The organism is Bradyrhizobium sp. 195 (assembly GCF_023101665.1).
Classification (GTDB): domain Bacteria; phylum Pseudomonadota; class Alphaproteobacteria; order Rhizobiales; family Xanthobacteraceae; genus Bradyrhizobium.
This window is the reverse complement of record NZ_CP082161.1, coordinates 4,185,630-4,205,765: the sequence shown is the minus strand read 5'-3', so window position 1 is coordinate 4,205,765 and position 20,136 is coordinate 4,185,630. Positions and strand designations below refer to the sequence as shown.

22 protein-coding genes are annotated in these 20,136 nt (G+C 63.3%); 11 read left to right on the top strand and 11 right to left on the bottom strand.

Annotation, left to right across the window (positions count from 1 at the left end):
• Nucleotides 1-41 precede the first annotated feature (41 nt).
• On the top strand, nt 42-1,004 hold the full coding sequence (locus IVB26_RS19330) for an alpha/beta hydrolase (RefSeq protein ID WP_247966955.1): 963 nt from the start codon (nt 42-44) through the stop codon (nt 1,002-1,004).
• 136 nt (nt 1,005-1,140) lie between these two features.
• On the opposite strand, the gene IVB26_RS19325 is transcribed toward IVB26_RS19330, so the two are convergent.
• Nucleotides 1,141-1,593: a cupin domain-containing protein gene (locus IVB26_RS19325; RefSeq protein ID WP_247966954.1), complete on the bottom strand. Its 453-nt coding sequence runs from the start codon at nt 1,591-1,593 to the stop codon at nt 1,141-1,143.
• Between the two features lie 202 nt (nt 1,594-1,795).
• On the opposite strand from IVB26_RS19325, the gene IVB26_RS19320 reads away from it, so the two are divergent.
• The gene (locus IVB26_RS19320; RefSeq protein ID WP_038970146.1) at nt 1,796-2,044 is read left to right on the top strand and encodes a hypothetical protein; all 249 of its coding nucleotides are present in this window, start codon (nt 1,796-1,798) and stop codon (nt 2,042-2,044) included.
• A 126-nt stretch (nt 2,045-2,170) separates the two neighbouring features.
• On the opposite strand, the gene IVB26_RS19315 is transcribed toward IVB26_RS19320, so the two are convergent.
• The 3 genes from IVB26_RS19315 to IVB26_RS19305 all read right to left on the bottom strand — a co-directional run bounded on the left by IVB26_RS19315 (nt 2,171) and on the right by IVB26_RS19305 (nt 5,467).
• On the bottom strand, nt 2,171-3,046 hold the full coding sequence (locus tag IVB26_RS19315; RefSeq protein WP_247966953.1) for an MBL fold metallo-hydrolase: 876 nt from the start codon (nt 3,044-3,046) through the stop codon (nt 2,171-2,173).
• A 199-nt stretch (nt 3,047-3,245) separates the two neighbouring features.
• The gene (locus tag IVB26_RS19310) at nt 3,246-4,868 is read right to left on the bottom strand and encodes an ABC-F family ATP-binding cassette domain-containing protein (protein ID WP_247966952.1); all 1,623 of its coding nucleotides are present in this window, start codon (nt 4,866-4,868) and stop codon (nt 3,246-3,248) included.
• 137 nt (nt 4,869-5,005) lie between these two features.
• Nucleotides 5,006-5,467, bottom strand: coding sequence for a GlcG/HbpS family heme-binding protein (locus IVB26_RS19305; RefSeq protein WP_247966951.1), 462 nt, complete (start codon nt 5,465-5,467; stop codon nt 5,006-5,008).
• Between the two features lie 75 nt (nt 5,468-5,542).
• On the opposite strand from IVB26_RS19305, the gene IVB26_RS19300 reads away from it, so the two are divergent.
• The 9 genes from IVB26_RS19300 to IVB26_RS19265 all read left to right on the top strand — a co-directional run bounded on the left by IVB26_RS19300 (nt 5,543) and on the right by IVB26_RS19265 (nt 14,477).
• Nucleotides 5,543-6,457 (top strand): LysR family transcriptional regulator, encoded by a 915-nt coding sequence (locus tag IVB26_RS19300; protein ID WP_346732889.1) that lies wholly within the window; start codon nt 5,543-5,545, stop codon nt 6,455-6,457.
• 489 nt (nt 6,458-6,946) lie between these two features.
• Nucleotides 6,947-9,865: a monovalent cation/H+ antiporter subunit A gene (locus tag IVB26_RS19295; RefSeq protein WP_247966950.1), complete on the top strand. Its 2,919-nt coding sequence runs from the start codon at nt 6,947-6,949 to the stop codon at nt 9,863-9,865.
• Nucleotides 9,865-10,206, top strand: a complete 342-nt coding sequence (locus IVB26_RS19290) for a Na+/H+ antiporter subunit C (RefSeq protein ID WP_247966949.1) — start codon at nt 9,865-9,867, stop codon at nt 10,204-10,206. Before IVB26_RS19295 ends, IVB26_RS19290 begins: the two co-directional genes overlap by 1 nt.
• Nucleotides 10,207-10,265: 59 nt before the next feature.
• Nucleotides 10,266-11,825, top strand: coding sequence for a monovalent cation/H+ antiporter subunit D (locus IVB26_RS19285; RefSeq protein ID WP_247973217.1), 1,560 nt, complete (start codon nt 10,266-10,268; stop codon nt 11,823-11,825).
• A complete protein-coding gene (locus IVB26_RS19280; RefSeq protein WP_247966948.1) occupies nt 11,822-12,310 on the top strand; it encodes a Na+/H+ antiporter subunit E in 489 nt (162 codons plus the stop codon). The genes IVB26_RS19285 and IVB26_RS19280 overlap by 4 nt, the downstream gene beginning before the upstream one ends.
• Nucleotides 12,307-12,588: a K+/H+ antiporter subunit F gene (locus IVB26_RS19275; RefSeq protein WP_247966947.1), complete on the top strand. Its 282-nt coding sequence runs from the start codon at nt 12,307-12,309 to the stop codon at nt 12,586-12,588. Before IVB26_RS19280 ends, IVB26_RS19275 begins: the two co-directional genes overlap by 4 nt.
• The gene (gene mnhG, locus IVB26_RS19270) at nt 12,585-12,935 is read left to right on the top strand and encodes a monovalent cation/H(+) antiporter subunit G (protein ID WP_247966946.1); all 351 of its coding nucleotides are present in this window, start codon (nt 12,585-12,587) and stop codon (nt 12,933-12,935) included. Before IVB26_RS19275 ends, mnhG begins: the two co-directional genes overlap by 4 nt.
• A 325-nt stretch (nt 12,936-13,260) precedes the next feature.
• Nucleotides 13,261-13,389, top strand: a complete 129-nt coding sequence (locus IVB26_RS43000) for a hypothetical protein (protein WP_256468841.1) — start codon at nt 13,261-13,263, stop codon at nt 13,387-13,389.
• A gap of 179 nt (nt 13,390-13,568) precedes the next feature.
• On the top strand, nt 13,569-14,477 hold the full coding sequence (locus IVB26_RS19265) for a universal stress protein (protein ID WP_247966945.1): 909 nt from the start codon (nt 13,569-13,571) through the stop codon (nt 14,475-14,477).
• Nucleotides 14,478-14,631: 154 nt separating this feature from the next.
• Here IVB26_RS19265 and IVB26_RS19260 read toward each other — a convergent pair whose 3' ends face one another.
• From IVB26_RS19260 to IVB26_RS19230, 7 genes are all read right to left on the bottom strand, one after another.
• Nucleotides 14,632-14,805 (bottom strand): hypothetical protein, encoded by a 174-nt coding sequence (locus IVB26_RS19260; RefSeq protein WP_247966944.1) that lies wholly within the window; start codon nt 14,803-14,805, stop codon nt 14,632-14,634.
• 204 nt (nt 14,806-15,009) lie between these two features.
• Nucleotides 15,010-15,714: a hypothetical protein gene (locus IVB26_RS19255; RefSeq protein WP_247973216.1), complete on the bottom strand. Its 705-nt coding sequence runs from the start codon at nt 15,712-15,714 to the stop codon at nt 15,010-15,012.
• A 246-nt stretch (nt 15,715-15,960) separates the two neighbouring features.
• Nucleotides 15,961-16,110, bottom strand: a complete 150-nt coding sequence (locus tag IVB26_RS19250) for a hypothetical protein (protein ID WP_007591825.1) — start codon at nt 16,108-16,110, stop codon at nt 15,961-15,963.
• 84 nt (nt 16,111-16,194) lie between these two features.
• On the bottom strand, nt 16,195-17,016 hold the full coding sequence (locus tag IVB26_RS19245; protein WP_247973215.1) for a tetratricopeptide repeat protein: 822 nt from the start codon (nt 17,014-17,016) through the stop codon (nt 16,195-16,197).
• Nucleotides 17,017-17,048: 32 nt separating this feature from the next.
• On the bottom strand, nt 17,049-17,732 hold the full coding sequence (locus IVB26_RS19240; protein ID WP_247966943.1) for a substrate-binding domain-containing protein: 684 nt from the start codon (nt 17,730-17,732) through the stop codon (nt 17,049-17,051).
• Between the two features lie 18 nt (nt 17,733-17,750).
• On the bottom strand, nt 17,751-18,452 hold the full coding sequence (locus IVB26_RS19235; protein WP_247973214.1) for a GrlR family regulatory protein: 702 nt from the start codon (nt 18,450-18,452) through the stop codon (nt 17,751-17,753).
• Between the two features lie 195 nt (nt 18,453-18,647).
• Complete coding sequence (locus IVB26_RS19230; protein WP_246929930.1) at nt 18,648-19,682, bottom strand: glutamine synthetase beta-grasp domain-containing protein; 1,035 nt, start codon at nt 19,680-19,682, stop codon at nt 18,648-18,650.
• Nucleotides 19,683-20,136: the final 454 nt, after the last annotated feature.

Sequence of the window (20,136 nt, the reverse complement as noted above, 5' to 3'; positions counted from 1 at the left end):
GCTAACCCGCAAGCAAGACCAAGAACCCTGGAGGAGCCGCCATGGCCGCGCCACTTGACCCTGTCATCGCCCAGATCATTCCGCTCATGCCGATGCGCGATCCCACGGTCATGACGCCACAGAGCGCCCGCGATTCCTTGCGCCAACTGGCTGCCTCGCGCGCCGCCATCCCGCCACCGCCTGTCGATAGCGTCCAGGACATCAAGGTGAAAGGCGGCGCCAGCCCGCTCGACGCACGTGTCTACCGCGTCGGCACCACGCCCGCGCCGACCGTGGTGTTCTTCCATGGCGGCGGCTGGGTCGCGGGCGACCTCGAGACCCACGACCGGCAGGGGCGCAACCTCGCGATCGAGACCGGCGCGGTCGTCGTCTCCGTCGATTATCGCCGCCCGCCTGAAACGCGCTTTCCCGGCGCGTTCGAGGACGCCTTCGCGGCTGTGAGCGACATCTTCACCCGCGTCGCGGAATTTGGCGGCGACGCAAAACGCTTCGGCGTTGCCGGCGATAGCGCCGGCGGCAATCTCGCGGCGACCACCGCAATCGCCTGCCGCGACGCCGGCATCAAGCTCGCCGCGCAACTGCTGGTCTATCCCGTGACCGACGTCCTCGGCGGCTATGCCGATGCGCGCGAGAACGCGCGCTATCCCTCGCGTGACGAGAATGCCGAGGGCTACTTCCTGACGCGTGCGACGATGGAATGGTTTTTCGGCCATTATCTCGCCGATCCGAGCCACGCTGCGGACTGGCGCGTCTCGCCGCTGCGCGCGGGATCTCTCGCAGGTGTCGCACCCGCAATTGTGACCACCGCCTGGTTCGATCCCCTGCGCGATGAAGGCGCGGCCTATGCACGGGCGCTCGAGGCCGCCGGGGTGCGCGTGAAGCACCATGAGGGCCCCGGCCTGATCCACGGCTATTTCGGCATGGGCGATGCCTCAGACGTCGCGCGCGCCGAGGCGCAGCGCGCGCGGGCCGACTTCAAAGCGCTGCTGATGCGTGGCGCATAGGGCTTGCCACGAGGTGGGTCATCCGTAGCCCGGATGGAGCGCAGCGAAATCCGGGATTCCTGCCACGTGGGCGGTCGAGCGATGCGGTGGTCTGGCCCCGGATTACGCGGCGCTCCATCCGGGCTACAGGACTCACTCAACGCTGCGCGCCGGCGTGTCCCCAGGTTTCGTTCCAATCCTGACCGGCGGCGTCGACGACGCGGCCGTCGGCTTCAAAGAACTTGTTCGGCACCTGGAAGATCGCCAGGATCAGGGCCCCGTCCGGACACCAGGCGGCGTGCCGGCTGCCGGCCTCGCGCCAGATGAATTCGCCGGCCTTGCAGGCGATCCCCTTGGCCGGCCCCTCCTTGTCGACGAGCGCGCCTTCGATGACGTAGCTCTGCTCGATGCCGACATGCTCGTGGTCGGGGAGCACCGATCCCGGCGCAAAGCGCATCAAGGCGGTCATCAGACCCGTGCGGCGGTCGAATAGCAGCGTCTTGGCCTCGCATCCCGGAAAGCGCGTTGTCTGCCATTCCATCTCTTGAGGCCGAACCAGGTGAGAGTGCTGGTCGGCGGCTTCCTGGTGTTTCGGGATCACGGCGTCCATCACGATGCTCCGTCCAGCTAAGCTGGCCAAGCCTAGCAGGCTGGCCCACCGCCGTCAGCGAGCACTGCAACAGGCTGCAGGCCGACCGAACTCCCACTGCAAAAATCGCCGGGCGGACCGGACGACAGGCCATCATCCTGCTTGATTGCGCCACGATTCCCGGTTCCAATCCATCCGCCATTTCTGGTTTAGGGAGACACCCATGATGAAGCGGATTTTCCTGGCTGCGATCGTCGCCACCTTTGCGGCGGGCTCGGCCTTCGCGCAAGAAACCTGCGAGAGCAAGGCCGTCGGCAAGGACGGCAAGCCGCTGGCCGGCGCCGCCAAGACCTCGTTCCTGAAGAAGTGCAAGGCCGACGCCTGCACGCCCAAGGCCGTCAGCGCCGACGGTAAGCCGCTCGCCGGCGCCGCCAAGAACAGTTTTATGAAGAAGTGCGAAGTCGGCGCGTAAGGCGCTGCTTCCTTAGCGAACAATCGCTCCACGAACTCGTCATGCCCGGGCTTGTCCCGGGCATCCACGTTCTTCGCACTGCGCGAAAGATCGTGGACCGGGACAGGCCGGCCATGACGGAGGGAGTTAGTCCCTCTTGAACCGATAGTCGAACGCCCCGCCGAGTGGCTTGATCCATCCCACCGTCGGCGCCGGAAAATGCACCGGCAGGATCAGCGTGTCGGTGTGCGCCACGGACGCGAAGAATTTTCGCCGCGAGACCGCCGACTGCTTCGGATCCCAATCGGGCCTCGCCGACCAATCCGGCTCGCGGCACTGGATCTGGTGATGCATGAGATCACCCGCGACCACCGCGCGCTGGCCTTTCGAAAAGATGTTCACGCAGCAATGACAGGGCGAATGCCCAGGCGTCGGCGTCAGCGTGACGGTGTCGTCGAGCGCGTAGTCGTCGTCGACCAGCAGCGCCTGCCCCGCTTCCACGATAGGCAGACAATTGTCGCGAAACACGGTGCCGGGCGGATTGCTCCCCTTGGCGTGCTCGGCCTCCCAGGCCGCGTACTCGCCCTTGTGGAAGACGTATTTTGCGTTCGGAAACGTCGGCACCCAGCGGCCGTCGCGCAAGGTCGTGTTCCAGCCGGTGTGGTCGATATGAAGATGCGTGCAGAACACGTAGTCGATCTGCTCGAACGAGATGCCGAGCGCGAACAATTCGTTGCGCCAGCGCTCCTTGCCGGGGAAATCGAACGGCGGCGGATGGCCCTTGTCCTCGCCGGTGCAAGTGTCGACCAAAATAGTGTAGCGCGGCGTGCGCACCACGAAGGTCTGATAGGTGATCACCATCATGCCGCGCGCGGCGTCGAACACCTCCGGCTCCATCGTCGGCAGATGGCGAGCGAACACGGCCTCGTCATAGGCCGGGAAGAAATCCTGCGGCCGGCGCCACGGCCCCTCCCGCTCGATCACCGCATCGATGGTGATGTCGCCGATCCGCAGTTGTTTCATGGTGATCGCTCCTTTTATGCGAAAGCGTAGCGACCACGTCAGGCGTATTCAAGTGCGGGAACCGATTGCAAATCTCTCGATCTGGTTGTAGGCCCGGATGGAGCGAAGCGTAATCCGGCAACCGACTATTTACTCGCACGATCGCCCGCGCGGCACGAACCCGGATTACGCTGCGCTCCATCCGGGCTACCGCCCACCATTACGACCGCAACCCCGGCGCCTCCTGCCCGGTCCGCGCGACATATTCGGTGTAGCCGCCGCCGAACTGGTGGATGCCCTCCGGCGTCAGCTCCAGCACGCGGTTCGACAGCGTCGCCAAAAAATGCCGGTCATGCGAGACGAACAACATGGTGCCCTCGAAATCCGACAGCGCCGTGATCAGCATTTCCTTGGTGGCGAGATCGAGATGGTTGGTCGGCTCGTCCAGCACCAGGAAGTTCGGCGGGTCGAATAGCATCTTGGCCATCACCAGCCGCGCCTTCTCGCCGCCCGACAGCACCCGGCAGCGCTTCTCGACGTCGTCGCCGGAGAAGCCGAAGCAGCCGGCAAGCGCGCGCAAGGATCCCTGCCCCGCCGTCGGAAACTGATCCTCCAGCGACTGGAACACGGTGCGCTCGCCGTCGAGCAAATCCATGGCGTGCTGGGCGAAATAACCCAACTTGACGCTGCCGCCGACCGCCACCGTGCCCTCATCAGGCTCGCTCGCGCCCGCGACGAGCTTGAGTAGCGTCGACTTGCCGGCGCCGTTGACGCCCATCACGCACCAGCGCTCCCTCCGACGGATCATGAAATCGAGTCCGTCATAGATGCGCTTTGAGCCGTAGCCCTTGTGCACGTTCTTGAGTGCCACAACGTCCTCGCCCGAGCGCGGCGCCGGCGGAAAGTCGAATGCCACGCTCTGGCGCCGGCGCGGCGGCTCGACGCGCTCGATCTTGTCGAGCTTCTTGACCCGGCTCTGCACCTGAGCTGCGTGAGAGGCGCGCGCCTTGAAGCGCTCGATGAACTTGATCTCCTTGGCGAGCATGGCCTGCTGGCGCTCGAACTGGGCCTGCTGCTGCTTCTCGTTCTGCGCGCGCTGCTGCTCGTAGAATTCGTAGTCGCCGGTGTAGGTGGTGAGCGAGCCGGAATCGATCTCGATCACCTTGGAGATCACGCGGTTGATGAACTCGCGGTCATGCGAGGTCATCAGCAGCGTGCCTTCGTAGTCGTGCAGGAATTTTTCCAGCCAGATCAGGCTTTCGAGGTCGAGATGGTTGCTCGGCTCGTCGAGCAGCATGACGTCGGGGCGCATCAGGAGAATGCGGGCCAGTGCCACGCGCATCTTCCAGCCGCCGGAGAGTTTTCCGACGTCGCCGTCCATCATCTCCTGGCTGAAGCCGAGACCGGACAGCGCTTCGCGCGCGCGGCCGTCCAGTGCGTAGCCGTCGAGCTCCTCGAAGCGGTGCTGCACCTCGCCGTAACGGGTGATGATCTCGTCCATCTGGTCGGCCTTGTCAGGATCGGCCATGGCAGCCTCGAGCTCACGCAGCTCGGCCGCGACCTCGCTGACGGGACCTGCGCCGTTCATCACCTCGGCAACGGCGCTGTGGCCGCTCATCTCGCCGACGTCCTGGTTGAAATAGCCGATGGTGATGCCGCGGTCGGTCGAGACCTGGCCCTCGTCGGGCAGTTCCTCTCCGGCGATCATCCGGAACAATGTGGTCTTGCCCGCACCGTTCGGACCGACGAGGCCGATCTTCTCGCCCTTATTTAGGGCGGCGGAAGCTTCGATGAACAGGATCTGGTGGCCGGCTTGCTTGCTGACGTTGTCGAGGCGGATCATGAGGTCTTTTTTGGGGATTTTTGCGTTGCAGCGTCATAGGCCATGCCGCCCCCAAGGGGAAGCCCGGCGGGGTACGGAATTCCGCCATTGTCGTCTGCACGGAGCCGCGTGGCCCGCCGTGGTCGGCGCCGGAGCCATCAGGCACCGAAGGCCGCAAGACCTGCCGAGGCGGCTTGCGCATCCTGGGTCGACTGCATGCCCGAGACTCCGATCGCCCCGACCACCCTGCCGTCGCGCAGAATCGGAAGCCCGCCCTCCAGAGGCATCAGGTTGGTCATGCCAAGCAGCCGCCAGTGAAGGCCGCCATCCGCCAGCGCAGATTCGAATGCCCCGGTCGGCCGCCTGAAGTCGACGGCCGTCTTCGCCTTCTGCTGCGCCACGAGCACACTGCCATGCTGCGCCTGATCGAGGCGATACAACAGGACGAGATGGCCGCCGCTGTCAGTGACGGCGATCACCATGGGCCAGCCGTGACGTTCCGCCTCGGCACGCGCCGCATCGGCCACGCGCGTCGCCTCATCAAGCGTGATCGGATCGCCGTAGAGAGGGGTCAAGGCCGCCAGAGCGGCTTTTGCCGCGCGATTGTCTGGGTTCGTCATGGAATGGTCCTCCTCATTGCGAGCCCATTCACAACACATCTCACTTGTGATGATAATAACCGCAAATGTGGATAGATTATCTCACTTATTGGGAGATCCTCGCTGGCCTCGCTTGCTGATTACGCGGTATTTCTGGCCGTCATTGACGAGGGCAGCCTGACGGCCGCGGCAACGCGCCTTGGCCGATCGCTGCAGTCGGTCAGCCGTTCGCTTGCGCGACTTGAAGGCGATCTTGGCATGGAGCTGGTCTCGCGAACGACGCGGCGCCTGCATCCGACGCAAGCGGGTCTCGAATTTGCCGGCCGCATCCGCTTCGCGCTCACGACCATCGACGCTGCGCGTGAAGACCTGCTTGCCAGCGACCGGCGGCTTGCCGGTACCATCCGCGTGGGCACGTCGAGCCTGTTCGGCCCCGAATACGTGACTCCCATCCTGAGTCAATTCCTCACGCGGAATCCGGAGATCGACCTCGAACTTGTGCTGTCCGATGAGCGTGTCGATCTCGTCGCCGAGAAGCTCGATTTTGCCGTCCGCATCGGCAACCTGCCGGACTCGAATTTGCGGATTCGGCAGCTCGGTGGACTGAGTTGGGCCGTGTTCGCTTCACCGGCCTATCTCACCGCTCATGGACGTCCCGAGAATCCGCGAGACCTTTCCGACCACGAGTGCGTGTTGCGCGCGAGCGACGACGACCGATGGGCCTTCGGTGACAAGAGGCGGCGCGTCGAAGTTCATGGACGGTTTCGGTCGGAAAGTGCAGCAGCGCGCAACGCTGCCGTAGCCTCCGGCCTCGGCATCGGGCTCGCTCCGCTCTGGCAGGTTCGCAGGCTCATCGATCAGGGGATGGTCGAGCAAATCCTTGTCGGCCACGAGCCGCCGCCTATCCCGCTACAGATTGTCTGGCCCAAGCGAGGAGCGGGCGCGATGCCTCGACGGGTACGCGCCGCCATCGAATTCCTCGTCGCACGGCTGTCCGCCCTGCGGATATGACCTCCTGCAGCGACGCCCGCCCCTGCGTCCTCTGGGCTGACCAAGAGTCTTTTCGTCGCTTCGGTCGGAGCGTTCGGCCCGCTCTGCGAAAAACACCTCGGCGTGAGGCCGCGCGCCTCGCAGGACACGACATTACGCACCAAGGCGCGATGATAACATTGCGGCGAAACCGCACAGCGGTGCGCAACGCGAAGTATCGCGCGTGCCGCCATTCGTTGTTCCACTGTGGACGACCCGAACTATAACCATCTCCGGTCAAAACTGCGGCTCACATTCACGTCAAGCCGGCGCGTGGCCCTTCCGATCGAAGCGACAGGATGTCGCCGGCAGCAGAGCGGTTGCCTCGGGAGTGGTTCCAGGCAGGATAGCGGCTTCTCACTCAGCCACCACAACACCGCCAATCTAGCGGTGGAGATATCTATCTGCCTCGGCTAAGCAATCGGGCCAGCGAAACACATCCTCCACTTTGCAGTTTGGGCAGCGAACGCGATGTTCCTCCTTGCCGTTCTCATCCTTCCTTTCGTCGGAAGTTTTATTGCGGCTCTCTTGCGGGTCAATGCGCGCAACGCCGAGGCGTGGCTCGCCGGAGGCGTCGCACTTGCTGCATTTGTCCTCACAGCCACGGCTTATCCTGGCGTGACGAATGGCGGCGTCATCGGATGGCGAACGGAGTGGGTTGCCGAGCTCGGACTCGCGTTTGTGCTGAGACTTGACGGCTTCGCATGGGCCTTCGCCATGCTGGTCACCGGAATCGGCTTTCTGGTGGTGCTGTATGCCCGCTATTACATGTCGCCCAGCGATCCCGTTCCGCGCTTCTTTTCCCTCCTGCTCGCGTTCATGGGGGCCATGCTGGGGATCGTGCTTTCCGGCAACCTGCTGCAGCTGGTGTTCTTCTGGGAGCTGACCAGCTTGTTTTCGTTTTTGCTGATCAGCTACTGGCATCATAATTCGGCTGCAAGGGACGGCGCGCGAATGGCGCTGGTGATCACCTCGACGGGTGGACTTTGCCTGTTCGCCGGCGTGCTGCTCATCGGTCACATCGTCGGCAGTTATGACCTGGACAAGGTGTTGGCTTCCGGAGACGTGATCCGCGCGCATGCGCTTTATGTCCCCGCACTCGTGCTGATCCTGCTCGGAGCTCTGACCAAGAGCGCCCAGTTTCCGTTTCATTTCTGGCTGCCGCACGCGATGGCGGCTCCAACGCCCGTATCCGCATATCTCCATTCGGCAACCATGGTGAAGGCCGGGGTATTCCTTTTGGTCAGGCTCTGGCCGGCTCTCGGTGGAACGAACGAGTGGTTGTGGCTGGTAGGATCGGCGGGCTTGATCACATTTCTCCTGGGCGCGTTTCTCGCCGTGTTCCAACAGGATTTGAAGGGGCTCCTGGCTTACTCGACGATCAGCCATCTCGGCTTGATCACGCTCCTGACCGGGCTCGATACGCCGTTTGGGCAGATCGCGGCCATCTTCCACATCATGAACCATGCCACCTTCAAGGCGTCGCTGTTCATGGCCGCGGGCATCATCGATCACGAAACCGGCACGCGCGACATTCGCCGCTTGAGCGGTCTATGGGCATTCATGCCGATCACGGCGACCTTGGCGATGGTCGCCGCCGGCTCGATGGCGGGCGTGCCGTTGCTGAACGGATTCCTTTCCAAAGAAATGTTTTTCGCCGAAACCATCGAGATCCATGACAACTCGCTCGTCGATCGAGCGCTTCCCTATATCGTCACCGCCGCGAGCACTTTCAGCGTTGCATATTCGTTGCGGTTCATTCGCGACGTGTTCTTCGGCCCCGCTCCGGTCGGCCTTCCACGCACGCCTCACGAGCCCCCGCTCCTGATGCGATTTCCGGCCGAGCTTCTCGTGCTCGCATGTGTCGTCGTCGGTATCGCCCCCTCGTTAACCGTTGCACCCCTTCTCGATACTGCAGCTCAAGCCGTTCTCGGCTCCAAGATGCCGGAATACAGTCTGAGGATATGGCACGGCTTTACCCCCGAGCTGCTGATGAGCATCCTCGCAATGGTCGGTGGGGTGGCCGTCTATGCGATGCTGCGCTCCTACCTGCTCACCCACGAGGGACCACCCTTGCTCAGCCGCTTCAGCGGCAAGCGGGTTTTTGACTGGATGATGGTGGCATTGTCCTGGCGCCTCGCACGATGGCTTGCGAGCAATCTCGGGACGAGACATCTCCAGCCACAGTTGCGGGTCCTGGCTGGCACAGCGTTCCTCGCTGCCCTGCTACCCCTCTATTCACGCGGCATCATGCTGGCGAACCCTCTGGGCCCCGAATTCGACCTCGTCTTTGGATTGCTTTGGGCGGTCGGCGCCGCTTGCGCTATCGGCGCTGCGGTCCAGGCGAAATTCCATCGCGTCGTCGCGCTGATACTACTCGGGACCGCCGGTCTCGTGACCTGCGTCAGCTTCGTGTGGCTGTCCGCTCCCGATGTTGCGCTGACGCAGATCGTCGTCGAGACGGTCACGACGGTCCTCCTCTTGCTCGGCTTGCGATGGTTGCCGAAACGCGTTTCGCCAGCCAACTCCAAGGCATCCGGCAGGATTCGATGGCATCGCGTCCGTGACTTTGTCATCGCGCTCCTCGTCGGGATCGGGCTGGCCACGCTCGCGCTGGCGGCCATGCAGCTCCCGGATACCGACAGCATCTCGCGATACTTCGTCGAAAACGCGTATTCGAAAGGTGGCGGAACCAACGTGGTCAACGTCATCCTGGTGGACTTTCGCGGATTCGATACGTTGGGTGAGATCACGGTGCTTGCGGTCGTTGCACTGACCGTCTACGCGCTCTTGCGCCGCTTCCGTCCGGCGCCCGAGAGCATTCCCATCCCCGAACAGCAGCATGCTCAGGATACCCACGACGAAGCGCATCCAGATCGGCAGAAGGGCGACACCAAGAGAGACACGACGGCCACTGCCGCGCTGATGATGGGGCTGCTGTTTCCGGTGATCGGCGTCGTGGCGATCTTCCTGCTGTTGCGCGGGCATGACCTTCCCGGCGGAGGCTTCGTGGCCGGCGTCGCAATGGCGACCGCGTTCATCCTGCAGTACATGGCTCGCGGGACGACATGGGTGGAAGCCCGGCTCCACGTCCTGCCGGTGCGTTGGATGGGCTTCGGGCTCCTGCTGGCAGGGTCTACGGGAGCCGCCGCCTGCGTTGTCCAATACCCCTTCCTGACCTCCTACTTTGCCTATGCCGAGTTGCCTCTGGTCGGCCGCGTTCCTATGGCCAGCGCCTTCCTCTTCGACGTCGGCGTGTTCTCGCTCGTGGTCGGCGCCACGGTGCTGATGCTCATCGCGATCGCGCATCAATCGTTGCGCCGTTATGGAGCTCCACTCCAGACCGGCCAACGCCTGGCCGGTGAGCGATCTAGGGAGGAACTGGTCTGATGGAGATCGTGCTGGCGGTTGGTATCGGTACACTTGCGGCGTCCGGCGTGTGGCTCATTCTCAGGCCGCGCACGTTTCAGGTCATCATCGGACTGTCGCTGCTCTCTTACGCCGTCAATCTCTTCATCGTGGCCATGGGACGCGTGCGGACCGGAGCTCCGGTGCTCATCGCAAAGGAGATCGGAGATGCCGCCAAGCATGCTGATCCGCTCCCGCAGGCGCTCGTCCTGACTGCGATCGTCATCAGCTTTGCGACCACCGCGCTGTTCCTGGTGGTCCTCCTCGCATCGCGCGGCCTGGCACGGACCGATCATGTGGACGGTCAGGAGCCGGAAGCGTGAGCGGCGCTGCGGGTCTGATCATCGCGCCAATCATCCTGCCGCTGCTGGCAGGTGCCGGCATGCTGCTGCTCAACGGAGATAGGCACCGGGCCATCGTGGCCAGCCTCAACATCGCCGGAACCGTTGCACTCGTTTGCATCGCGGTGATCTTGCTCGGAATGTCCGATGCTGGAACCAGTATCGTCTATCGTTTGGGCAATTGGCCTGCTCCCTTCGGAATAGTCCTCGTTCTCGATCGGCTGTCCGCTCTCATGCTGCTCCTGACCAACGTCCTGGCGTTGGCCTCGGCTGTGTTCTCTCTTGCCCGTTGGCACCGAGCGGGTGCGCATTTCCATTCCTTGTTTCAGTTCCTGCTGATGGGCCTCAACGGCGCCTTTCTCACGGGCGATCTCTTCAACCTGTTCGTGTTCTTCGAACTATTGCTGGCAGCATCGTATGGCCTTCTGCTGCACGGCTCCGGCCTTGCAAGGGTGAAGGCGGGGCTGCATTACATCGTCGTGAACCTGGCGGCCTCGCTGCTGTTTCTGATCGGGGTCAGCCTGATCTACGGCGTCACCGGGACGCTCAACATGGCAGATCTTGCGGCGCGGATGCCGCAGATCGCTGCGGAGAGCCGCGGCCTGCTCGAAGCCGGTGCCGGCGTGCTGGCCGTCGCCTTCCTGCTCAAGGCCGGAATATGGCCCCTGAGCTTCTGGCTGCCGACGGCCTACGCAGCCGCCAGTCCGCCGGTGGCGTCGATCTTCGCGATCATGACGAAGGTCGGCGTGTACATCGTGCTCCGACTATCGCTGTTGCTTTTCGGCGAGGGCACCGGCGCATCGGCCGGCTTCGGCAGCGACTGGTTATTGTGGGGTGGATTGGCGACGATCGTATTCGGAGCGATCGGCACATTGGCGTCGCAGGACACCGCCCGGCTCGGCGGCTTTTCGGTGCTCGTATCCTCCGGAACCTTGCTCGCCGCGACGGGGATGGGACAAGTCGGCGTCACCAGTGGCGCGCTTTTCTACCTCGTCAGCTCGACGCTCGGCATCAGCGCGTTTTTCCTTCTCGTCGAACTCATCGAGCGAGGCCGCGAACCTGGAGCGGACGTGATCGCCGTCACCCGGGAAGCCTATGGAGAAGACGACGAGATTGAGGAAGCGGAAGAGGATGTCGGCATCGCTATCGTGGCAACGATGGGATTGCTCGGCGTCGCTTTCATCGGCTGCGCGCTGGTCATCGCCGGGCTGCCGCCGCTGTCCGGGTTCATCGCCAAATTCGCGCTGCTCGCTGCGGCTCTCAACCCGGCAGACGCGCATCGGAGCGGTGCCGTTCCCGGCAGCGGATGGGCGCTTCTCGTGGTGCTGATCCTGTCCGGTTTCGCGACGTTGATTGCGATGGCACGCGCGGGAATCCGCACCTTCTGGGCCTCGCCCGATCGCACCGTGCCGCGCGTGCGCGTGATCGAGATGGCGCCGGTCATGTTCCTGCTGATCATTTGCGCGGTACAAACGGTCATGGCCGGTCCCGTGATCCGTTTCATGCAGGCCACGGCGCAATCCCTGCACGCGCCGGCCGGCTACGTCGGCGACGTCCTGGAGACCGACGCCCAAGGTAGCCGAAAGGCGGACGGCAAATGACACGCTTCCTACCGTTTCCAATCGTAAGCTTCTGCCTGCTCGCACTATGGCTGCTGCTCAATCAGGCAGTTACGTTCGGACACATTCTCCTCGGCTGTGTCATCGCACTCGTCGGCGGCCGGATTCTCACCGTGCTGGAGTTACCGGACACGCGCCTCAGACGACCCGGCCTCATGCTGCGACTGTTGGGACTGGTGGCGGTCGACATCATCCGGTCAAATCTTGCGGTTGGGCAGATCGTTCTCGGTTTCGGACGGCGAGACCGAAGGTCGGGGTTCGTGAACATTCCTCTCGACATGCGCAATCCGTACGGGCTGGCCTGGTTGGCTTGCATCATTACATCGACCCCCGGCACGCTGTGGGTGAACTTCGATGCTCAAAAAGGTTCGTTGATGATCCATGTTCTGGACCTCGTCGATGAAGGCGAGTGGGTCCGCACCATCAAGGAGCGTTACGAACGCCATCTGCTGGAGATATTCGAATGAGCCAGCTCGTGCTGTTCTACTCGCTCGTTGCCGCGCAGGTTCTCCTGGCACTGGCTATCGGCTGCGGGGCTTTCCGCATCTTTCGCGGACCACGGGCACAGGACCGCGTCCTGGGCTTCGACACATTGTCCGTGAACGCGATGTTGCTGCTTCTGACGTTCGGGATCCGATCCGGCGAAACGCTCTATTTCGAGGCGGCTCTCGCCATGGCAATTTTCGGATTCGTTGGCACGGTCGCGCTGGCCAAGTTCCTGCTCCGCGGCGAGGTGATCGAATGAACGGCATCGAACAATTGCCGCCCTGGGCTGCTGCCCTCACGGCGGTTCTCCTTCTACTCGGCGCCTCCGTCACATTGATCGGTTCGCTCGGTCTTCTGCGGCTCAATACATTCTACGAACGGGTCCATGCGCCAACGCTAGGGACGACGCTCGGCACTGTCTTCATTGCAGTCGCTTCAATGCTCTACTTCTCGGTCCTGCAGAGCAGACCGGTGTTGCATGAAATCCTGATTGTGGGGTTTGGCGTCGTGACCACGCCTATTGCGCTGACGGTGCTGGTGGGTGCAGCCCGTTTTCGCGACACTGCCGAACGGAGTGCGCGGGTCGGCGAACCAGAGAACAATTAGGACGAGGCAGCGGCCTCACTCGCAAGCCACGCGCTGATTCCAGACAGCTCTGCAGATCGGCCAAGGCCGGCTAAATGTCGCATTTGATCTCGAGCCGCGCATGCCTACATCTAGTGCGTTGATGATGCTGGGCTTGCGCGCGAATTCGCCGCAGCTTTCAGCGGTGCGGGATGCGCTGAGGCGATTCCAAACAGAGGCAATGATGACCGAGCTGCTTCAAAACCGAACTTGTGGGAACCGGCTGCTGATCGGCCGGTAACCCGGGCGATTCCACATCGCCCGGGCGCGGCACCTCAAGGGTTCTGAACCAAGCCGGGAGTTCCTCATGTCGGTATTTTTAGCGCTGTTCGTCCTGACCGCCTGGATCATGGTCATCTGGATTTTTGATCCCGACGGATTCCGCGCGGCATTTGCGCGCCGCCCACCACCGATTCCTCGTGATGAAAACAGGTGACGTCGGGAGGTGCTTTGTCATCTTGCATCGCCGCGTCCACCGTTGCTTTCGATCGCCACACGATAGCCCGCGCATATCTCGCGGCGGGTCCGCGCGTTTCATAAGCCGCTCCTAAACCAATCGAGTTGCCACCGTTGGTAGCGCTTTCCCGCCATCGCTGGCCAATATGAGGTCCTGACATGAACATCGTCGCTGCGACGGATTTCTCGACGCGCTCACATCGCGCTCTTCGGCAGGCTGGCCTTCTGGCTCGCGCCCAGCATGCTGAGCTGCACCTTGTCCACGTCGTTGATGATGATCGGCCAGCTGATCTGGTCCACATGGAAGAGCGCGAGGCACATCGGGTGCTGATCGAGCAGATCAGCGCCGTGTCGGAGCTGCGTGATGTCAGCTGTTATCCGACCGTGATCAAGGGCCATCCTGTCGACGGAATATCGCGCGCGGCCGCAGCAGCCGGCGCGCATCTCATCGTGATGGGGGCTCACCGCAAGCAGTTTCTGCGCGATATCGTCAAAGGCACCACCATCGAACGGGTCATTCGCGGAGGAAGATATCCCGTGCTGATGGTGAACAATGAGGCGCAGCGGCGCTATGAACGGGTTCTGGTGCCGGTCGACATGTCCAAAACGTCGGCCGACGCAATTCGCGTCGCTCTATCTTCCGGGCTCCTGGAAGATGACGGAGCAACGCTTCTCCACGCCTTCTCCCCCATGGGCAAGACGCGCTTGATCAGCTCTGGTGCGAGCACCGCCGTCATCAGCGGATATGTCGAGGGCGAGCGTCACAGAGCGATGGAGGAACTGACCAATTTTCTCGTGACCAATGGGTTCGACACGCGACGATGGTCGCTTCGCATCGACGAAGGCGGACCCATGCAGGTCATAACCCGTGCCGTCGAGGAGAAGCGGCCTGACCTGCTCGTGATGGGGACGCACAGCCGATCCGGATTGCTTCGGGCACTGATCGGCAGCGTCACGGAAGAAGTCCTGCGGTCCTTGAATGTGGACGTCCTGGTCGTTCCTCCCGCCGAACTCAGGGGAGCGGAATCGAACGATCGTTCCCGCATAGAAGGTCCGACGCACACCTGAGGCCTGCGCTCACGGGTGGGACCACGAGTCCTCCCGTGTCCATCAGGATCACCGGCGATCGCTTCGGGCCCGTCCCCGCAGATGCCGGCCCGCGCGGTCGCAGGCCGCGCGTGCAGTAGCACGGCCCGCGATCCGCCCGGACTGTCTGGCAGCCTTAGCGCCGTCCCTCGATACTGCGGACGGTCGAACTCCGGGCCGCTTGTTTGGTTGGACCGCGAGTGATTTTCGGTGGATCGCTGGCGGGAAAGGTTTGCTGTAATTGCCGATCCAGTTCCTCGTCGAGCTCTCGCTTTTCACGCTGCTCCGGTGTTTCGTATTGCTTCGGCATTGATCAATCTCCGCGTTTAGCGCTTGGGTGACCGGCCGTCTGCCGCCAGAGAACTCCGGCTCCAAAGGCCTTAGGTGACGCTAGAAAGCGAGCGGAATTGAGGATTTTGCTTCGGGCCGGGCACTTTGCTGACATTGGTCGAGGCGAAGCGTGAGGCCTGCTTCATGTCAGGAGACTCTAGCTCCGCCCTTATTTGTATCCGCCCTACGCCCGCCGCATCAGCTTGAGCGAGGCCGCCAGCCGCAGGCTGCGCTTGCCGGCGAGCGCGATGCCTTCGAGCTCGCCGCTATCCGCGGTGCAGGCTCCGGAGAATCCGATCCCGACCTCGAAGCCGCCGAAGACCGGGTTTTCACCTTTCGCCGGCGTGTGCTCCTGGTTCAGCATCTCGCCCTTCCAGCGGCCGTCTGCCGAGGAATAGGAGCCGAGATAGTAGAAGAACGCATCGCCCCCGAGGATGCGTCCGTCGATCAGCAGCATCACGCCAGAGAGGCCGGCCTCGACACCATCAAGCGCGCGCAGACTCATCCCGTAGAGCCCGTTGGCGATGCCACCCTGCCCGATCGTGCCGCGCGGCGGCAGCGCCCCATCATCGAGCCGCGTGAGATTGGCCCAGAAATTGGCGCCCGGCATCGTGTTCGCACTGCCCTGAAGACGGATCTCGTTCCCGATCAGCCGGCCGCGTGCCCCGATCGAGGCGACGTCCGCCCCCATCAGCGGCTTGTAGTTGGGATCGTGGTTATGCCGTTCGGTAATCACCTCGGCGACGATCTCGCCGCCCTGCTCGGCATAGGTGCCAAGATGCGCGAAGCCCGAATTGCCGCCCAGCATCTTGCCGTCATGCAGGCACATGATGCTGCGCCCGAACGCATCGTTGACGCCGTATTCAACCTTGTAGAGTCCGTCGAGCAACGCCATGAACCCGCAAAATCGGAAAAGAATCGCGGGCTACCTAGCATTGCCGCCGCAGCTCGGCCATCCGGCTTTTCCGCGCAGGGGCCTTGCGGGACCCCCGCTGCCACGATGCCATCATGCCCTTGTTTTGCCCGACGGGTCAACCATCCATTTCGCTTAATCCGCAAGCAGCGATTTCAAGGGCTTGGCTACTGTGCTTGGGGTTGTTTTCGCATTTATTGTTTGCCGCAAGCTCATCAGGCGTCAGTGACGCTTGAAATACTGCACCTCGCGCTCGTGCTTCTCGGCTGCCGCACGGCTCCTGAAGGTCCCGAGGTTGCGACGCTTGCCGGTTTTCGGATTCACCTTGCGTGAGTAAAGGCGGTATTCGCCCGACGCCAGTTTGCGGATCATGTCCGTGCTCCCATGTGTCTGGACGTCAACGGCGTACGCGCGAGCCGGGTTCCGTCAAATCCTGGCTCTGCTCACTGGCTCTGGTCAGAAGCACAGCGTGGTGACGAGCTTGCCCTGCTTGTCCTTGATCGCGTAGGGGCAGCGCAGCCGCTCCAGCGCCTTCTTGGCATCCTCGTCGCCGAGCGCGGCGGCGCGCTCGTAATAGGCTTTCGCGGCGTCCTTGTCCTTCGGCCCGCCGCGGCCTTCCTGCGCGAAGGCTCCCATCCGCTCCAGCGCGCCGGGATGGTTTTGCGCGGCCGCCTTCTCGAACAGCACACGCGCCGCCACGTCGTCCTTCGCACCGCCTGCGCCTTCGGAGAGCATCAGGCCGAGCTGGTACTGCGCTTCCGCGTTGGTCTCGGCAGCCTTGCCGAGCAGCGCGCGTGCCTGCGCGGGATCGGCCGGGGCAGCACCACCTGCGCCGCCGAGCGCAGCGAGGTTGCTGACGCCGCGGGGATTGCCTGATTGCGCCGCCTTCTCGAACAGTTTGCGCGCCTGTGCTTCGTCCTTGGCGATACCGGAGCCGGTGCCATAGGCGACACCGAGCTCGACCATGGCCGCGCTCGATCCCTTGTCGGCCGCCTTGCGCCAGGCAGCGATCGCCTCCGCCGTCTGCCGGTTGGCCGCATAGGCGCGGCCGAGCGCGAACATCGCACGGCGCGAGGACGGCGCGGCCTGTTTGCAGAATTTGATCGCGGTCGCAACGTCGGCGGATGCGATCTCGCTGACGCCCCTCACGTCGGCCGGTTTGTCGGGATCGCTGGGATCGGCCGCCACGCGATCGCACAGAACGAGATCGGCCGATTGCGCATGTGCAGTCAGGGGCGCGGCGAGTGCAACGAGGATGGCAACCAGACAAGTCCGCATGGACATGACGCTGCGTCTCCGTTCCGGCAAATTCAAGGCTCCAGTCCCGATTGACGCAGGACGGGCACGACTTCCGGCGATGCCAGATAGCGCAGCAGGCGGTCGGCTGCGTCGGCATGTTTTGCGTTCGCCATGCGGCCGGCGGAGAACACCGCCGGCGTCTGCAATTCGTGCGGGATCGGTCCCACCAGCTCGATGCCTTCGACCTGCTTCAGCTCGCTGATCTGCTGCACGGCGAGATCGGCCTCGCCGCTGACGAGGCGCTGCGCCGTAAAGCCTTGCTCGACGATCGTGGCCTTGGCGTTGATCTCGGCTGCGATCCCCGTCCGTACGATCAACTGGGCGAAGTAGACGCCGCTCGCGCCAAGCCGCGAATAGGCGACGGACCGCGCCGCAAGCAGCGTCTTGCGCAACGCTGCTTCGCTGCCGATGTCGGGGTGCGCCTGCCCTGCCCGTACGGCAATGCCGACATAGGAGCGTGCCAGATCGGCCGCACCGCCCGCGAGCACGCGGCCCTCTGCGATCACCTCGTCCAGCCCCTCGCGCGTGAGGATCACGAGATCGGCGGCCTCGCCGTCGCGCAAGCGCTTCAGAAGGGCCAGGGTCGGCGCGAAGTCGGCATCGACATGGATGCCTGTTTCAGCCTCGAAGTCGGAGGACAGGCTGCGCATCGCGCCCATCAAGCCGAGCGTCGAAAGCATGCGAATGTTTTCCATGAGCGAATCCCGTCCCGATCAGGCGCGGTGCATCAGCTTGAGTGCGGCGGTCAGGCGCAGGCTGCGCTTGCCGGCGAGTGCGGTCGCCTCCAGCACCGCCTCTTCCGCATCGTAGCTGCCGGAGAAGCCGATGCCGACTTCGTGGCCGCCGAAAATCGGATCGTCCTTGGCGGGCGTGTGCTCCTGGTTGAGGATCTGGCCCTTCCAGCGGCCCTTCGCGGCGGTGTAGCTGCCGAGATAATAGAACGCGGCATCGCCGCCGAGGATGCGGCCATGGTTGAGCAGCATCACGCCGGTGAGACCGCCGTCGAGACCGTCGAGCATCCGCAGATGGATGGAGTAGAGACCATCGGCGATGCCGGCTTCGCCGACGCCACCGGCGATCGGCCCCTCGTCCTCCGTGATCGGCGTCATCACCGACTGGAACGGAATGCCCGGCAGCTCCTTCAGTTCGCCCTTGAAGCGATAGAGGTCGCCATCGGCCCAGCCCTTGGCGAGCAGGGTGGCATCATCGGTGCCCGCCATGGCGCGGTAGTTCGGATCGGGGTTATGGCGGACGGTGCTGATCACGACGTCGACGCCACTGTCAGTCTTCTCGTAGGTGCCGATATGGGCGAAGGCCGAATTGCCGCCGAGCATCCTGCCGTTGCCGGCATGCATCACGCTCCGGCCGACGGCGTCGCCGAGCTGAAATCTCACCTTGTAGAAGCCTTCAAACACCAGCCGTGTCCCCGGCCCCGCGCGCATCCAGTCTCATTCTATCCCGCATTCAGAAGCAATGGACAACTTTCGCGCGCCAGAGCTCGGCGGGCACGAGAACGGCCGTCATCCAAATGCAAAAATCCGCCGGAGCCTTGCAGCTCCGGCGGATTGAGACCAACCCGGGCCAGCCCCCCAGCCCGGGCCGGGAGGATCTTATGCCGCGGCCTTCTTGTCGGCCGGCACGGACGCGATCGTCTTCAGGATCTGCGAAGCGATCTGGTATGGGTCGCCCTGCGAGTTCGGACGGCGGTCTTCCAGATAGCCCTTGTAGCCGTTGTTGACGAAGGAGTGCGGAACGCGGATCGAGGCGCCGCGATCAGCCACGCCGTAGCTGAACTTGTTCCACGGCGCGGTCTCGTGCTTGCCGGTCAGACGCTTGTCGTTGTCCGGGCCGTAGACGGCGATGTGGTCCATCAGGTTCTTGTCGAAGGCGGCCATCAGCGCCTCGAAATACTCCTTGCCGCCGACCGAGCGCATGTACTCGGTGGAGAAGTTGGCGTGCATGCCGGAGCCGTTCCAGTCGGTGTCGCCGAGCGGCTTGCAGTGGAATTCGATGTCGATGCCGTACTTCTCGGTGAGGCGCAGCATCAAATAGCGAGCCATCCACATCTGGTCGGCAGCGGTCTTGGAGCCCTTGCCGAAGATCTGGAATTCCCACTGGCCTTTGGCGACTTCCGCGTTGATGCCTTCATGGTTGATGCCGGCAGCCAGGCAGAGGTCGAGATGCTCTTCGACGATCTTGCGAGCGACGTCGCCGACGTTCGAGTAGCCGACGCCGGTGTAGTACGGACCCTGCGGAGCGGGGTAGCCCGAGGACGGAAAGCCGAGCGGACGGCCGTCCTTGTAGAAGAAGTATTCCTGCTCGAAGCCGAACCAGGCGCCGGCATCGTCGAGAATGGTGGCGCGCTTGTTGGAGGCGTGCGGGGTCTTGCCGTCGGGCATCATGACTTCGCACATCACGAGCACGCCATTGGTGCGCGCGGCGTCCGGGAAGACGGCGACCGGCTTCAGCACGCAATCGGAGCTGTGGCCTTCGGCCTGCTGGGTGGAGGAGCCATCGAAGCCCCAAAGCGGAAGCTGCTCGAGCGTCGGGAACGACGCGAATTCCTTGATCTGAGTTTTGCCGCGCAAATTCGGTGTCGGCGTATATCCGTCGAGCCAGATGTACTCGAGCTTATACTTGGTCATTGAGCCTCTCTGTAGATGATGCGAAAGGTTGGGGGCCCTGGGGCCCCCGAACGTTTTGTACCCGGCCACCATCGGCCGGCCCTTTACAAGCATTTTACGTGCCAAAAGGCCGCAGTGCGGGAGGTTTTCCACCGCGGCCGAGGTCGCCTTGCCGTGAGCAGACCGCCTCCTGCGATATGCGTCATAGCCGCGCACCTTCGCGTGTAGCTGCAGCGCAAAAACCCCGCGGAAATCGCCCGATTCTGAAGCAGACGACGCCGGACTCGAAGCTGCCGATGAAAGGCGCATCAACGTCCAGCAATTTTCGCAAAGACGACCGCCCCTGCCCCGCAACCTTTGCAATGGCCCAGGCATTAGTCACCAACAGCTTGCCTTAGGGGATGCAGACATCCGCCTGCCCACAAATTAGGCGGCAACTGATTTCCTTTTCAGCACTTTCCAATTCTGGGTGCGC

Excerpts from the sequence above, each read along its gene's own strand:
- IVB26_RS19330 (WP_247966955.1), top strand. The coding sequence starts at position 42 with ATGGCCGCGCCACTTGACCCTGTCATCGCCCAGATCATTCCGCTCATG.
- IVB26_RS19325 (WP_247966954.1), bottom strand. The coding sequence starts at position 1,593 with ATGGACGCCGTGATCCCGAAACACCAGGAAGCCGCCGACCAGCACTCT.
- IVB26_RS19320 (WP_038970146.1), top strand. The coding sequence starts at position 1,796 with ATGATGAAGCGGATTTTCCTGGCTGCGATCGTCGCCACCTTTGCGGCG.
- IVB26_RS19315 (WP_247966953.1), bottom strand. The coding sequence starts at position 3,046 with ATGAAACAACTGCGGATCGGCGACATCACCATCGATGCGGTGATCGAG.
- IVB26_RS19310 (WP_247966952.1), bottom strand. The coding sequence starts at position 4,868 with ATGATCCGCCTCGACAACGTCAGCAAGCAAGCCGGCCACCAGATCCTG.
- IVB26_RS19305 (WP_247966951.1), bottom strand. The coding sequence starts at position 5,467 with ATGACGAACCCAGACAATCGCGCGGCAAAAGCCGCTCTGGCGGCCTTG.
- IVB26_RS19295 (WP_247966950.1), top strand. The coding sequence starts at position 6,947 with ATGTTCCTCCTTGCCGTTCTCATCCTTCCTTTCGTCGGAAGTTTTATT.
- IVB26_RS19290 (WP_247966949.1), top strand. The coding sequence starts at position 9,865 with ATGGAGATCGTGCTGGCGGTTGGTATCGGTACACTTGCGGCGTCCGGC.
- IVB26_RS19285 (WP_247973217.1), top strand. The coding sequence starts at position 10,266 with ATGCTGCTGCTCAACGGAGATAGGCACCGGGCCATCGTGGCCAGCCTC.
- IVB26_RS19280 (WP_247966948.1), top strand. The coding sequence starts at position 11,822 with ATGACACGCTTCCTACCGTTTCCAATCGTAAGCTTCTGCCTGCTCGCA.
- IVB26_RS19275 (WP_247966947.1), top strand. The coding sequence starts at position 12,307 with ATGAGCCAGCTCGTGCTGTTCTACTCGCTCGTTGCCGCGCAGGTTCTC.
- mnhG (WP_247966946.1), top strand. The coding sequence starts at position 12,585 with ATGAACGGCATCGAACAATTGCCGCCCTGGGCTGCTGCCCTCACGGCG.
- IVB26_RS43000 (WP_256468841.1), top strand. The coding sequence starts at position 13,261 with ATGTCGGTATTTTTAGCGCTGTTCGTCCTGACCGCCTGGATCATGGTC.
- IVB26_RS19265 (WP_247966945.1), top strand. The coding sequence starts at position 13,569 with ATGAACATCGTCGCTGCGACGGATTTCTCGACGCGCTCACATCGCGCT.
- IVB26_RS19260 (WP_247966944.1), bottom strand. The coding sequence starts at position 14,805 with ATGCCGAAGCAATACGAAACACCGGAGCAGCGTGAAAAGCGAGAGCTC.
- IVB26_RS19250 (WP_007591825.1), bottom strand. The coding sequence starts at position 16,110 with ATGATCCGCAAACTGGCGTCGGGCGAATACCGCCTTTACTCACGCAAG.
- IVB26_RS19245 (WP_247973215.1), bottom strand. The coding sequence starts at position 17,016 with ATGCGGACTTGTCTGGTTGCCATCCTCGTTGCACTCGCCGCGCCCCTG.
- IVB26_RS19240 (WP_247966943.1), bottom strand. The coding sequence starts at position 17,732 with ATGGAAAACATTCGCATGCTTTCGACGCTCGGCTTGATGGGCGCGATG.
- IVB26_RS19230 (WP_246929930.1), bottom strand. The coding sequence starts at position 19,682 with ATGACCAAGTATAAGCTCGAGTACATCTGGCTCGACGGATATACGCCG.